Origin of the sequence: Slackia isoflavoniconvertens (genome assembly GCF_003725955.1) — a bacterium.
Lineage (GTDB): Bacteria > Actinomycetota > Coriobacteriia > Coriobacteriales > Eggerthellaceae > Slackia > Slackia isoflavoniconvertens.
The window spans coordinates 41,240-54,533 of the sequence record NZ_QIBZ01000009.1; the positions used below are offsets into that span (position 1 = coordinate 41,240).

General features: G+C 58.6%; 11 protein-coding genes and 5 tRNA genes. All 16 read right to left on the reverse strand.

Annotated features, from left to right (window positions below):
- Positions 1-9: 9 nt before the first annotated feature.
- The 16 genes from clpX to proB all read right to left on the reverse strand — a co-directional run bounded on the left by clpX (position 10) and on the right by proB (position 13,285).
- Entirely contained in the window at positions 10-1,401 is a 1,392-nt protein-coding gene (gene clpX, locus DMP05_RS06085) for an ATP-dependent Clp protease ATP-binding subunit ClpX (RefSeq protein ID WP_123219613.1), read from the reverse strand.
- A gap of 6 nt (positions 1,402-1,407) precedes the next feature.
- Positions 1,408-2,025, reverse strand: coding sequence for an ATP-dependent Clp protease proteolytic subunit (locus DMP05_RS06090; protein ID WP_123219614.1), 618 nt, complete (start codon positions 2,023-2,025; stop codon positions 1,408-1,410).
- A 187-nt stretch (positions 2,026-2,212) separates the two neighbouring features.
- The gene (tig, locus tag DMP05_RS06095; protein ID WP_123219615.1) at positions 2,213-3,661 is read right to left on the reverse strand and encodes a trigger factor; all 1,449 of its coding nucleotides are present in this window, start codon (positions 3,659-3,661) and stop codon (positions 2,213-2,215) included.
- A 79-nt stretch (positions 3,662-3,740) separates the two neighbouring features.
- Positions 3,741-3,826 (reverse strand) — tRNA-Leu (locus DMP05_RS06100).
- A 342-nt stretch (positions 3,827-4,168) separates the two neighbouring features.
- Positions 4,169-6,247, reverse strand: a complete 2,079-nt coding sequence (locus tag DMP05_RS06105; RefSeq protein ID WP_123219616.1) for a cation:proton antiporter — start codon at positions 6,245-6,247, stop codon at positions 4,169-4,171.
- Positions 6,247-7,170, reverse strand: a complete 924-nt coding sequence (locus DMP05_RS06110; protein WP_123219643.1) for a diacylglycerol/lipid kinase family protein — start codon at positions 7,168-7,170, stop codon at positions 6,247-6,249. Before DMP05_RS06110 ends, DMP05_RS06105 begins: the two co-directional genes overlap by 1 nt.
- 216 nt (positions 7,171-7,386) lie before the next feature.
- Positions 7,387-7,635, reverse strand: a complete 249-nt coding sequence (locus DMP05_RS06115) for a hypothetical protein (RefSeq protein WP_114615413.1) — start codon at positions 7,633-7,635, stop codon at positions 7,387-7,389.
- A 204-nt stretch (positions 7,636-7,839) separates the two neighbouring features.
- Positions 7,840-7,915: transfer RNA gene (locus DMP05_RS06120), tRNA-Lys, on the reverse strand.
- 94 nt (positions 7,916-8,009) lie between these two features.
- Positions 8,010-8,085 (reverse strand) — tRNA-Lys (locus DMP05_RS06125).
- Positions 8,086-8,174: 89 nt separating this feature from the next.
- A tRNA-His gene (locus DMP05_RS06130) sits at positions 8,175-8,251 on the reverse strand.
- 193 nt (positions 8,252-8,444) lie between these two features.
- Positions 8,445-8,520: transfer RNA gene (locus DMP05_RS06135), tRNA-Arg, on the reverse strand.
- A gap of 50 nt (positions 8,521-8,570) precedes the next feature.
- Positions 8,571-8,963 (reverse strand): ribosome silencing factor, encoded by a 393-nt coding sequence (gene rsfS, locus DMP05_RS06140; protein ID WP_123219617.1) that lies wholly within the window; start codon positions 8,961-8,963, stop codon positions 8,571-8,573.
- Between the two features lie 42 nt (positions 8,964-9,005).
- Positions 9,006-9,938: a bis(5'-nucleosyl)-tetraphosphatase (symmetrical) YqeK gene (gene yqeK, locus DMP05_RS06145; protein ID WP_221182919.1), complete on the reverse strand. Its 933-nt coding sequence runs from the start codon at positions 9,936-9,938 to the stop codon at positions 9,006-9,008.
- 30 nt (positions 9,939-9,968) lie between these two features.
- Positions 9,969-10,685: a nicotinate-nucleotide adenylyltransferase gene (gene nadD, locus DMP05_RS06150; RefSeq protein ID WP_244595075.1), complete on the reverse strand. Its 717-nt coding sequence runs from the start codon at positions 10,683-10,685 to the stop codon at positions 9,969-9,971.
- Between the two features lies 1 nt (position 10,686).
- Positions 10,687-11,988 (reverse strand): glutamate-5-semialdehyde dehydrogenase, encoded by a 1,302-nt coding sequence (locus DMP05_RS06155; protein WP_123219618.1) that lies wholly within the window; start codon positions 11,986-11,988, stop codon positions 10,687-10,689.
- Positions 11,989-12,187: 199 nt separating this feature from the next.
- Complete coding sequence (gene proB, locus DMP05_RS06160) at positions 12,188-13,285, reverse strand: glutamate 5-kinase (RefSeq protein ID WP_123219619.1); 1,098 nt, start codon at positions 13,283-13,285, stop codon at positions 12,188-12,190.
- Positions 13,286-13,294: the final 9 nt, after the last annotated feature.

Below are 13,294 nucleotides of genomic sequence, written 5' to 3' on the forward strand. Positions count from 1 at the left end.
CCGTGGCATTTATTCGGAGACGACAGCCGCGTCGGCCGCCTGCTCGATTTCGGGTTTCGTTTCGCCCTCGATATCGCTCGGGCGAATAACCACCCTCGTGGGTCCGGCGTGCTCAGGCAAATCGAACATCACGTCTTGCAGAACACGCTCGCAAATGGCGCGAAGGCCGCGCGCGCCCGTGCCATGCTCGACCGCCTCGTGCGCGATGGCGCGCAGCGCTTCGGGCGTGAACACGAGTTCGGAATTCTCGAACTCGAACATGCGCACGTACTGCTTCACCAACGCGTTCTTCGGGTCGGTAAGAATGTGAACCAAATCGTCTTCGGTAAGCTCGTCGAGCGAGCAAATCACCGGAATGCGGCCCACAAATTCGGGAATCATGCCGAACTTGTTCAAATCTTCGGGCAGCACCTTTTCGAGAAGCTCTGCTTCGGCGTGCTTTTTCGACTGCGGCACATCGCTCGTGAAACCGATGCCCTTCTTGCCCACGCGCTGGCCGATGATGTCGGCCAGACCCACGAACGCGCCGCCCAAAATGAACAGGATATTCGTGGTGTCGATATGAATGAGCTCCTGCTGCGGGTGTTTGCGTCCGCCCTGCGGAGGAACGCTCGCCTCGGTACCCTCGACGATCTTGAGCAATGCCTGCTGAACGCCCTCGCCCGACACGTCGCGCGTGATGGAGAGGTTTTCGGCTTTACGGGCGATTTTGTCGATCTCGTCGATATAAATGATGCCGATCTGCGCGCGCTCGATATCGAAATCGGCCGCGGTAATGAGCTTCAGCAAAATATTCTCGACGTCTTCGCCCACGTAGCCCGCTTCGGTAAGCGTGGTGGCGTCGGCGATGGCAAACGGAACCTGCAGCGTGCGCGCGAGCGTTTGCGCGAGCAGCGTTTTGCCCGAACCCGTGGGGCCCAAAAGCATGATGTTGCTCTTAGCAAGCTCGACGTCGTCATCATTCGACTCGGCACCGAGGCTGATACGCTTGTAGTGGTTGTATACGGCAACCGAAAGCGCGCGCTTGGCGGCCTCCTGGCCAACAACATGCTGGCTCAGGCGATCGAAAAGCTCATGCGGCGTGGGCAGTGCGGCGAGAATCTCGGCCGCCGAAGGGGCGCCCTGCTCTTCGTCGTCAAACGGGGCCTGCGCAATGTGGCCTTCGTAACCGTCGAAGTCGCCGTCGAACGAATCGGGCATATTGCCCCGGCTGGGATGGCGGCCGTCAAGGTAGCCGCCACGGGCAAGCACGTCGGTGCAGTACAGAATGCACTCGTCGCAAATGCACGTGCCATCGGGGCTTTGAATCATGCCAGCGACCTCATCGGCCGTTTTGCCGCAGAAGACGCAACGCGCCTTTTTCGGGTCCATGGTTTGAGAATCGGGATTCTTGGTCTGCATAAGGCCTTATGCTTCCTTCTTCGGCATAGCGCGAGTCGTGATGATGTCGTCGACCAGGCCATATGCCTTCGATTCCTCAGCGGTAAGCCAGTGGTCACGCTCGGAATCGGCATGGATGGTCTCAATGGATTGGCCGGTGTGCTTGGCGAGAATGCCTTCGAGGCGCTCGCGGCACTTGCGCATTTCTTTCGCAGCGATTTCGAAATCGGTCTGCTGCGTGCGATTCTCGGCGCCACCCATGGGTTGATGAATCATGATTTGCGAATTCGGCGTGATGAAACGCTTGCCCGGGGTACCCGCAGCAGTAAGCACGGAGGCCATGGAAGCGGCCATGCCCATGCAAACGGTGGACACGTCGCAGCGAATGAACTGCATGGCATCGTAGATGGCCAAACCTGCGCTCACGCTGCCTCCCGGGGAGTTGATGTAGAGCGAGATATCTTTCTCGGGATCGGCGCTCTCGAGGTGCAGGAGCTGCGCGATAACGACGTTTGCGACGTCGTCGTCGATGGCGCTGCCCAAGAAGACGATGCGATCATTGAGCAGTCGGGAGTAAATGTCATACGAGCGCTCGCCGCGGGGCGACTGCTCGATGACGTAAGGAATCGTATATCCGTTTTGCATAAATGCTGCCCCTTTATTCTGTATCGAAGTCGAAGCAATAATACAACCAAGGCTCGCTTCCGAAAACAGGAAGCGAGCCTTAAGGACTGTACCACGTTTATTGAGCGGACGAGCGATATCGCCGCCCTTGCAGCCAAGCCGTCACGCGCACTCCACGGTTTGTTCGAGAAAATGCGCGAGATGAAAGCTATTCAGCAGCGGCCTCGGTGTTTTCGGCCTCGGCCTCGTCAGCCTTCTTGGCGGCCTTCTTGGTGGTTTTCTTAGCGGCAGCCTTCTTGGCAGGCTTCTTCTCTTCCTCGTCAGCCGTGGGAAGCTCGACCTCTTCGATCTCGGCTTCCTTCAGCAGAGCCTCGAGAGCCTTGCCGCGCAGAATGCCCTCGCGGACGAAGGACAGGCGACCCTGCTTCTTCCACTCAGCGTAGAGCTTGTCGGTATCTTTGGCGCCGGAGTTCTTGAACTCGTCAACGACTTCCTCGTCAGTCACAACGATGTTGTTGTGGCGAGCATAGGCGTCGAGGGCCAGGTTCTGTTTGACGGTGTCGGCAGCCTGAGCCTTGACGTCTTCCTTGAACTGGTCAGCAGTAATCTGCTGGGCAGCCAGGTAAGCGTCGAGCGTAGCGCCCTGGCGCTGGAGCTGCTCGAAGAAGCTCTGCAGCAGGTCGCGCTCGGCGGCGTCGCACATGGCCTGGGGCACGTCGCCCTCGAGGCGCTTCTGCAGCTCGAACAGAGCGTTGTTCTCCATAATGCGGGGAATGATTTCGCCCTTCTGAGCCTCGATCTGCTCGCCCATGAGCTTGCGCAGCGCGGCGACATCTTCGAAACCGAAGTTTTCTTTGACCCACTCGTCGGTGATTTCAGGAAGAACGACCTTCTTCACAGCCTTGACGGTGACGTCGAAGACGACCTTGGCGGTCTTGCCCTGAAGGATGCTGGTGAGCATGCAGGGATTCGACTCAACCTCGATCTCGAAGTGCTTCTCTTCGCCCTTCTTGCAGCCAACGAGCTCCTCGTCGAATGCTGCCGGGAACAGGCCCTTGCCCAGTTCGTAAAGGCGAGCTTCGCTGCACAGCGCGGCGATGTCTTCGCCGTTGTCGTCGACAGCCTTGATGTCGAGTTCGACAACGGAGTCGGCCTTCACCTTGGTGTTTGCAGGAGCGTTCTTGTAGTCGTGATAAGCGTTGCCCAGGTTGTCGATTTCCCTGTCGATTTCAGCCTCAGAAGCGGTCTTGAAGGGAACCTCGATGTGAACCGGGGAGTAATCGGAAAGCTCAAGAGCGGGCTTGACCTCGCACTCAATGGAGAAGGTGAAATCTTTGCCCTCTTCAACGAGACCGTCGACCTCGGAGAACTTGGGCTCGGAAATCAGAATGAGGTCGGCTTCGTCGATAGCCACGGGGAACGACTCGTTGAGAATTTCGTCGGTAACCGTGGAGAGCACGGCTTCCTTGCCCAGGTTGGCGTCGATGATTTGACGAGGCACATGGCCAGGACGGAAACCAGGGAACTTGTACTTCTTGCCGAAGTCTTTGTAAGCCTTCTTGATGCGAGCATCGATATCGGCGGCTTCGATGGTCACCGTGAGTTTGGTGGCGCCGGATTCGAGAACCTCAACGTTCGTTTTCAACTTTTCCTCCATCTGGATCTTCGTTCAAAGCCTGTGTTACCAGACTAGACTGACCGAGACGCGCGTTCGGGCACGTCGGCGGCGCGAGCTATGGTGCGGGCGAAAGGACTCGAACCTTCACGGGGGTTGCCCACCAGAACCTAAATCTGGCGCGTCTGCCAATTCCGCCACGCCCGCATTTCGCAAGCGCACGCATGCCCGTATGGACACGCAACAGAGCACTATAGCAAAAAACCCGCAGGTTGTGCAGGTCAGCTTTCGAATACACAAGACCGCCGTTCGATGAGCGCTCCGCTAAAGAAGGCCACATCTTCAGGCGCCGCCCCATTCGCCACACGAACGCAAGAGGCCGCCCCGGCCCGGGATGCCTGCCGGTGGCCCACCGTGTTCAAACTCGTTCTTCGTCTAAGGTTGAACACGGCGAAGCGAACGCATAGCGAAGCACCTTAAGGCGCGAAGCGGTAGCGAGCCGTGGCCGACGGCTGCATCCCGGGCCGAGGCGGCCACCAGGCCCTTCCCCTACACCTTGTCTTCGAGCTCGAGCTGCATCATGTGCACGTTTTCGCGCATATGCTTCGCCGTATGGCGGTTGATGCGGCCCGACTCGTACATTTGCTGAATATGCTCAAGCTCAATCAAGAAGCCGGCACGGCGCACTTCGGTCGCCTTGTCCTCGACGCGCGCCACAGTGCCTATGTCGCGGCCGATGCGCTTCACGCGTCTTAAATCGCGCTGCACCTGCACCATAAGCGAGCTCACATGCTCGGTGCGATAATTCGGGTCGTCAAGGCGCGCGCGCAGATTCTTCACCACGTACTCGAGCGATTCGGCCTGGAGCTGTCGCACCTCGCGCTCCTCTTCGAAGCCGTCGGAAAGCACGTTGCTGTCGAGCAGCGTTCGCGTAATGGAGCGAGAAACAAGGGCGGCGCGGCGGGCGATGATGCCGAACAGCCACAACACATCGCGGTCGCGCTGAATAAGATTTTTCGACTGGCGAATGCGGCGCAGCATGCGATAACCCACCACAGGCGACACGCGTTCTTCATCGATTGCGGAAAGCACGTATTCCTGCTCCCACTCCAACGCCTCAAGGCGCAGCGCCGAATCGTCGTCCTGTTCGCCCGTCCCCTGCTTAATTCGATCGATGCGATCGTTGTACTGGGCCATGACCGTTTGCGTCGCGCGGCGGTTTTCCCTCGTTTGACGCGCCGCAAGCTCCTCGATAGTCGCGCGCAGCACCTCGATCGACGCATCAGTGTCGGTAGCGTAGTTCTTCTCGCCCTGCTCATCGGGCAAGAGCGCCGGCAATGCGAAATTCGCGAGCAACAACGTCACCAAAATAACGCCGCATGCGAGGAAGATGAGGAACTCGCGCTGCGAGAACACGCCCGGCGCGGCATTGAGCGACCACGGCAGCGTGAACATAATGGAAAGCGTAATAGCGCCCTTCGGACCCGCAAGCGCCAGGGCGAGCGATTCCTTCAGCGAATCGGGCGTGACCAAGCGAATCGAGCGCAGCACGCGGCGCACCTGCTCGGGCGTGCCGCCAGAATTTCTTTGCTCAGCCTGCGCGACCTGCTTGCGGCCGACATAGCTAATGCCCACAAACCACAACGTTCGCACGCCAATCACGATGGCGGAAATCACCAGCACAAGGAAAAACAGTTCGCCGTTGCTTATGGCCTTTTCCTCCCACATGCCCATCATGGCGTGCGGAAGTTGGATTCCCAAAAGCACGAACACCAAACCGTTGAGCACGAACGAAAGCACGCGCCACACGCTCGATGACACGATTTTCATGCGCGCGATCGATGGGCCCAAGTCGCGATTGAAAAATGAATAGGAAAGACCGGCCGCGACAACCGCCAAAATGCCCGAGACGCCTACGTGTTCCGCCGTAAGGAACACGGCGAACGGCGTGAGTACTTCGAGCAGCACATGAAACGTGGTGTCTTCAAGCCCGAGGTCGCGCACTCGAGACACCAAGAACGCAAGCAGGGCCGCGAGCACAAGGCCGAATGCGATGCCGCCAAAGAAGCTCACCAAAAACGCGCCCGTCGCCGAGATCAGCGAGAAGGTTCCCGTAGTGAGCGCGGCGATGGAAAACTGGAACGAGACGACGCCCGATGCATCGTTAATGAGCGACTCGCCCGAAAGCAAAATCGATTGGCGACGCTTAAGGCTCACGCGCTTCGAAAGCGAAGCCACGGCCACGGCGTCGGTTGGCCCGAGCGCCGCACCAAGGGCGAAGGCGGCCGCAAGCGGAATGGTGGGCTCAAGGGCATGCAGCGTGAAGCCGATGCAAAGAATGGTAACGATCACGAGGCCCACGGCGAGCGAAAGCACCTTCGCGCGATTCGACCACAAGGCCACCTTGTCGGTATTGCGTGCCTCGTGATAGAGCAGAGGCGCGATGAAGAGCACCAAGAACAACTCTGGGTCTACTTGGAAATTCGACGTTGTAAGGCCGGCAAACGCAAGCAGCACGCCGATGCCAATTTGGATAAGCGGGGTTGCGACGCCGCTCACGACCTGGTTGATGGCGCTCGAGACGAGAACCGCGGCACCAAGGATGAGTACGAAGGTAAAAGTGCTCATTAATGGGCGGCTCCCTTCGCAAAGTACACGTCCAAAGCCCCCGGCAAAACAGCGATATCGAATTTCGTGCCATAAATAGGCTCGCCATCGATCTGGGCCGGAGGCTCGCGATCGAATTCCAACGTAAGCGATTTCGCATCGAAGAAATCAAACGAACCCGTATGTCCCACGTGTTTTCCGTCTTTCGCGCGGGCGAACAAATATGCTGCCTTCAGCATGCCCAGCGGCGCCTTGGCAACGCAGCAATCGAGCTTGCCGTCGGTCGCATCGGCGTTCGGGCACACCCGAAAACCGCCGCCATACGTAGGGCCGATCTGCACGGCGAACAGGTGCATCGAACCTTGTTTCGAAGTGCCGCCGTCTGCAATGGCGGTGAAATCGTAGGCATCGCGGTGGAACACGAGCTGGTTCGCACCTTCTTCGACAAACAAACGCGTACCTTCGCGACCCGTTCTGCGTCGACGTTCGTACGTTCCCAGCGCAATGGCAGCATCGAGGCCAAACGAAAGCGTCTCTGCAAAATACTCGCCATTGCACACGCCCACATCGGCGCTTATGCGCTGCGCGGAGGAAAGCTGCGTAAGCGCTTCCTCCATAACGAACGACATGCCGAGCGTGCGGGCGTAATCATTGCCGTTGCCACACGGAATAAGCGCGAATGTGGGGCGCTTCTCGCGTGGAATTCGCATGAGACCCGCAAGCGTTTCGTGAACGACCCCGTCGCCGCCCACGGCAAGCACGCAATCGAAGTTCGATGCCTGCGCCGCAAGCGCCGTCGCATGCCCAGCTTCACGGGTGGTCTCAATCTGAATGCCCTCAAAGGGAGCCGCGGCCGAACCAGCCGCATATCTCAAAAAAGCTGCGCCGCGAGCGCCATCCCCATTTCTTGCCGCTGGATTCACAATTGCCAGCGTTTTGCCCATGCTCGTCACGTGCGCACCTCCCCGAATCGCCGCACATGCGGCGAAATATCTTCCGGTGGCATTATACAAAGGAATGGAGATGTCCCGTCGACCAAAAGCACGTCGAAACATAAGAGCAACCGCACAGCGCGCGGCACCTTCGGTAGGCGCGAGGGATGGAAACTCAAAAAAGAAAAGCCGCCCGAAGGCGGCATGCATACGAACCGAAGGCGTTTTCTATCGCCCGTTAGACGGAAGATTCAGCGCAACGTTCACAGGAGGCTCGGCCATTTCCCAATTAGCGAGAAACGCATCGGCGTTGTCGTAGGGACGAGTGCAGCGCGACTCGCCATCGGTGATTTCAACCCAAAAGCCCTCGCGCCCGTATTTGCGCTCGAGCGGGTCGATTTTATATACGTGACCCGGCTCGAGGCTCAAGCCCGTGACAAGCGCGCGTTTACCGCAGTACCTCATCATGTCGCTCATGCCTAAAACCGCCTCCCTCTATTCAAACCGCACACGCGGTTTCGAAATTGACTCGAAAACTAAGCGTCTATGATAGCGACTGCCGGCACAAGGCGAAAGGGGGGAACGCCGATATTTAGCAGAGGGCCATCATTATTCAAGAGTTTTTTACACTCCCGAAATAAATGAAAAGACCAGGCGCTTGACCTGGTCTTTAAACTTCAGTGGTGGATCGTCGGGGACTCGAACCCCGGACCTTGGGATTAAGAGTCCCCTGCTCTACCAACTAAGCTAACGATCCAGAAAAGAAAGCATATGTAAAGGTTCGCGCGTTTAAACGCAATGTCATCTACGGCTTAGCTTTCATTCAGCTGCAGCGACACCGAAAGTGCAAGTGGTGGATCGTCGGGGACTCGAACCCCGGACCTTGGGATTAAGAGTCCCCTGCTCTACCAACTAAGCTAACGATCCAGAAAAGAAAGCATATGTAAAGGTTCGCGGTTTCCCGCAACCATTGTGAACATAGCTTTCATAGCTCACAATGCCTTGTGTTGAAAAACTGGGGTGGGTGATCGGATTCGAACCGACGACCTCAAGAGCCACAATCTTGCGCCCTAACCAACTAGGCCACACCCACCATGTTTCTCATGCCGTTTGAGTGATGCCCAAGCGGCAAGCGAATACTATACAGATGTCCCCACCACAACGCAACCCCTTTCTTTAAAATTTTTTCGAGAGAATCGAAACTGCAGGTCAGGGCATCGAATTCTTTAAGAAGAGGAATGAGACAAATGAAAAGGCCCGTTCAAAGAACGGGCTTTGCTTTTACATGGTGCCCCCGGCGGGAATCGAACCCACAACCATCGGATTAGAAGTCCGGTGCTCTATCCGTTGAGCCACGGGGGCTTGTGCAGCGTTTCATTATATACGAAGCTGCAGCAATATTGGTTTGTTAATTATTCGGCATCTTCGCTTTTCGGCTCATCGGGTTCGAAGTCAATCGTGGGAGCATCGTTCCACACCTCTTCGAGACGATAGTAGTCGCGGCCTTCGGGCTGGAAGCAGTGCACCACAAAATCGCCGAAGTCGAGCAGGGCCCAGAAACCTTCATCGGCGCCCTCGACGCCAAACGGCTTCACGCCAGCCTCTTTAACCTCGGCCTCTTCAATGGCATCGAGCACAGCGGCAACCTGGCGGTTGTTCTGCGCGGTCACGATAACGAAGAAATCGGTCACGCTCACGAGCTCGCGAACGTCCTGAATCACGATGTCGGTAGCCTTCTTGGAATCGGCCGCCTTCGCAGCGATCATCACTTTCTCAAGGGCGGTAAGTCCTTTGTCTTTTGCCATTCGGCATATCCTTTCTTAGCTTTTGGGCAGGCGCCCAACGGTTTACTGAATGGGAATAATGCGCGCGCCATTCGGCGTGCACTCAACCTTGGATTTCTCAGGCTGCTTGGCTCGCGCCTCGGCGGCTTCGGCCTGCATTTTCGCTCGCTTCTCTTCACGCACGCGTTCGCGCTCTTCGGCAGCCTTGCGGGCAAGCGCCATTTGTTGTTCGGCCTCGCGCGCCAGCTGCTCGCGACGAGCGATTTCGACAGCAAGCAATTGCGCTTCCGAGGCTTCATCCCCAGCCGGCGCATCGCACGCGGCACGTTCAGCCTCAAGGCGTTCTTTGCGCTCAACGACCAGGGAATTGTACACGTCAAGCGACGGCGGCGCCACTACCATGTCGGCAGAAAGCAGATACATGAAGTTAGCCTTGTAGGTGCGATAGAACAATTCTTCCAGACACACCTCGCCCACCGCGGCGCGCAACCCCTCGATATCGGGGAAATCGCGGCCCGGCTCAATGATGTCAGCAACGAACACCACCATGTCCAAATCGGACATCCCAACCGCACCGCACGTGTGTCGGCCAATCGCCTGCAGCACAGCATCAGAAAGCTCGGGGAATTCGTCGCGCAGCGTTGCCGCAGCCGTCCACGAATGCAGCACGCCCGTCGCATGCTCGCGCACTTCCTTACCTGCGAGTTTGAGCTTTTTCGCCTTGCGCTTGAGTTCGTCGCCCGTTAGCGACTTATCCCAATCGTGCAGAAGGCCCGCAACTGCCGCCTCGCTCTGATTCACGCCATAGATGCGGGCCAGTTGTTCGGCGGTTTGGGAAACGCCGAGCGAATGGCGGTAACGCGACGCTTTCACGCGCGCCTGCAGCGCCTGGCGCATTTCGTCGAAACGGTCAGGAGAAATCGCGGCAACCTGCTCGCAGCGCTCCTGGCGCTTCTTCAGCTTCTTTTCTTTTTTCTTCGATTTGGCCTTGGCCATATCAATCGCCCCTTGCATACGTCCAGCGATTCAGCGCTGGTAGAGCCCGTGTGACTCGATATAGTCTGCCACAACCGCTGGCACCTCATCGCGAATGGAGCGCCCCTGACGCACTTTTTCCCTTAAATCGGTAGAAGATACATCCATCTGAGGCATCGCTACCTGCAATATCTCGCGCGCATCAATGATTTGAGCAAGGCGGGAAAGGTCACGCCCGTCAAGCGACACGTCGTCACGCTGCGACACCACGGCGAACCTCGCAAGGCCGCCAAGCTCGCTCGCCTCGCGCCACTCCCCTAAACGAGCCGCAGCGTCGGCTCCCATAAGGAAGCACAGCTCGACGTGTGCGGGAAGAAACCGACGCAGCTCGCGCAACGTATCGACCGTATAGGTTTCCCCCACGCGATCGATTTCCCTGCGGCTTGCAGCAAAGCGCACGTCACCCTCAATAGCGGCCTGGACCATGGCAAAGCGGTCTTCCGCAGGCGTCAAGGCGCGCCCATGCTTCATCCACGGGTCGCCCGCAACCACAAACAGCACGCCCGAAAGGCCGAGCGATTCGCATGCGCGACGAGCGATTTCGAGGTGGCCATTATGAATGGGGTCGAACGTGCCTCCCATAACGCCCAAACGGCACGGACGTCCATCGGCGCCCAGCTTCGCAAGGAACTGGCCTTCGCTCGATTGTTCGACAGAACCGCAGCCGGCACTCAAAAAATCGCTCACATTCAAGCTGTCATTCGTCACGCTAGCCTCGCACCTGGCCCGACCCACGGAGTTGGTATTTGTACGTGGTAAGCGCTTCGAGCGCGAAGGGGCCGCGCACGTGCAGCTTCTGCGTGGAGATGCCGATTTCAGCACCAAGCCCGAAGCAGCCGCCATCGGTGAAACGGGTCGAAGCGTTTGCATACACCGCAGCGGCATCGACGCCCGCGAGAAATTCCTCGATTGCATCGGCGCCCGCCTGCGTCGTATCGCCGGCCACGATGCACTCGGAATGCCTGGTGCCGTAACGATTGATATGCGCAATCGCCCCTTCAACGCCAGAAACCGTCTTCACGCTTATCTCGAGCGCAAGGTATTCACGACCCCAATCGTCATCGGTCGCATCAACGAACCTCGAAAGCACGGCATCCCCTGCCAAATCGGCAGCGTGCCGAGCCGCCGCATCGCCATGGATAGTCACGCCCGCTTCGACAAGCGCGCGCAACGCCTTCGGCAGGAAATCGGCAGCGATGGATTCATCGACGAGAAGCGATTCGCATGCATTGCACACGCCCACGCGCTGCGTTTTCGCATTAAGCAGAATGGTGATGGCGCGATTGAAATCGGCCGTTTCGTGCACATAGGTATGGCAATTGCCCGTGCCCGTCTCGATGACGGGCACTTTCGAACATTCGATGCAGTGGCGAATAAGGCCGGCTCCGCCGCGAGGAATGAGCACGTCGACAATGCCGTGAAGCCGCATGAGGGCATCGGTCGCCGCGCGATCGGCGGTATCGACGAAGGAAACGCAATCGGCGGGAAGGCCCGCGGAAACGACCGCTTCGCGCAGCGCGGAAACGATTGCCGCGTTGGAATGGAGGGCCTGCGAGCCGCCGCGCAACACGCACGCATTGCCCGACTTCAGGCAAATGCCCGCAGCGTCGGCCGTGACGTTCGGGCGCGCCTCATACACCATGGCGACAACGCCCAGCGGTACGCTCACGCGCGTAAGCTCGATGCCGCCTTCGATTTCGCGGCGCTCGAGCACGCGGCCCAACGGGTCAGGCAGGCCAGCGAGCGATTCAAGGGCATCGGCCATGGCATTGACGCGGCCTTCATCTAAAGAAAGCCTATCGAGCAAGCCAGACGACATGCCGGCAGCTTTGCCAGCTTCCATATCGACCTTGTTGCCCGCGAGAATGTCGGCCATATTGCCCCGAAGCGAAGCTGACATGGCGAAAAGCGCCTGGTTGCGAACCTTTTCTGAAGCGCGCCCCACCGCATGCGAAGCCGCTTGCGCGCGAAGCGCAATATCACGAACCGACTCTTCGATTGAGGTCATCATTGTCTCCAATCGCACAACCTGAGCGGACTGGGCTCGACATGCGCTTCCGCTTCGGGCAGTCCTGCTCGCGGCGAAGGCGCCACTGGCGCCTTCTGCTCGTGCGGAATCTATCGGAATTGCACGCCAAGCCCAGTCCGCAGCAACGTTATTCAGAAAACACCTGGCAGCCGCATTCCCCATACAAGGCGGCCTTGATTGCCTACTCGAACAAGATTAGCTCATCGCGATGCACAGCGATGTCGGCCTTCCCCGAACGCATCGATTCGGCCGAGCAGCGCGCAAGGCCGCGCGCAATCACGAAACCGGCCTCATCAACCACATCGACCACATCTTCCGCTTCGAACTCGCCTTCAACGTTCTTCACACCCACAGCAAGCAGCGAAGCACCGTCTTCGACGATAGCGCGAGCAGCACCCGCATCGACAAGCAGCGTGCCTTTCACCGAATCGCCAAGAGCTATCCAAAGCTTGCGCGGCGTGATTTCATGCGGAACATCGGCGCCCGTGAACAGCGTGCCAATTGGGTCGTCGGCAAGCGAGCGCACCACGGCGTCTTCGGCGCGGCCGCTGCAAATGACGAGCGGAATGCCCGCCGCGCCAAGCACACGCGCGCTCGTAAGCTTGGTGATCATGCCGCCCGAGCCAACAGCGCTGCCAGCGCCCGACGCGCCGGCAAGAATTTCGGGCGTAATGCGGTCGACGCGCTTGATGAGCCGAGCCGACGGGTCGGTTTTGGGGTTCGACGTATACAGGCCATCGATGTCGCTCAGAATAACGACGCGGTCGGCGTTCGCAAGGCACGCGACAAGCGCCGCAAGCGTGTCGTTGTCGCCGAACTTAATCTGCTCGACCGATACCGTGTCATTTTCGTTCACGATAGGCACGGCATTCAATTCCACGAGGCGGCGGAACGTGTCGCGCGCATGCAGGTACGCATTTCGATCGGCGGTATCGCGACGCGTGAGCAGCACGAGCGACGTGAGCATGCCATACGGAGAAAATACCTGGTCATAAGCCGCAAGAAGCGCGCGTTGCCCAACGCTTGCCGCAGCCTGCACGGTGGGCATGTCATCGGGGCGGCGCAGCGGCAAGCCCAGCGCTTCAAGGCCGCACGGGATGGCGCCAGAGCTTACGATAATCACACGCCAACCCTCGCGGCGAACGCGCGCCACCTGATGCGCCAAATCGGCGAGATAAGCGCGGTCGCACTTTCCCTCGTCGTCGGTCAGCGTGTTCGAGCCGATTTTAATAACGGCAGTCTTGTACGCCTTCGCGTTTGCGGAAGTTTCTGCAGCCATTCCCATCAC

What these genes read in the sequence shown, in the direction of transcription:
- clpX (WP_123219613.1), bottom strand. Translation starts at nt 1,401, where the DNA reads ATGCAGACCAAGAATCCCGATTCTCAAACCATGGACCCGAAAAAGGCG.
- DMP05_RS06090 (WP_123219614.1), bottom strand. Translation starts at nt 2,025, where the DNA reads ATGCAAAACGGATATACGATTCCTTACGTCATCGAGCAGTCGCCCCGC.
- tig (WP_123219615.1), bottom strand. Translation starts at nt 3,661, where the DNA reads ATGGAGGAAAAGTTGAAAACGAACGTTGAGGTTCTCGAATCCGGCGCC.
- DMP05_RS06105 (WP_123219616.1), bottom strand. Translation starts at nt 6,247, where the DNA reads ATGAGCACTTTTACCTTCGTACTCATCCTTGGTGCCGCGGTTCTCGTC.
- DMP05_RS06110 (WP_123219643.1), bottom strand. Translation starts at nt 7,170, where the DNA reads ATGGGCAAAACGCTGGCAATTGTGAATCCAGCGGCAAGAAATGGGGAT.
- DMP05_RS06115 (WP_114615413.1), bottom strand. Translation starts at nt 7,635, where the DNA reads ATGAGCGACATGATGAGGTACTGCGGTAAACGCGCGCTTGTCACGGGC.
- rsfS (WP_123219617.1), bottom strand. Translation starts at nt 8,963, where the DNA reads ATGGCAAAAGACAAAGGACTTACCGCCCTTGAGAAAGTGATGATCGCT.
- yqeK (WP_221182919.1), bottom strand. Translation starts at nt 9,938, where the DNA reads ATGGCCAAGGCCAAATCGAAGAAAAAAGAAAAGAAGCTGAAGAAGCGC.
- DMP05_RS06155 (WP_123219618.1), bottom strand. Translation starts at nt 11,988, where the DNA reads ATGATGACCTCAATCGAAGAGTCGGTTCGTGATATTGCGCTTCGCGCG.
- proB (WP_123219619.1), bottom strand. Translation starts at nt 13,285, where the DNA reads ATGGCTGCAGAAACTTCCGCAAACGCGAAGGCGTACAAGACTGCCGTT.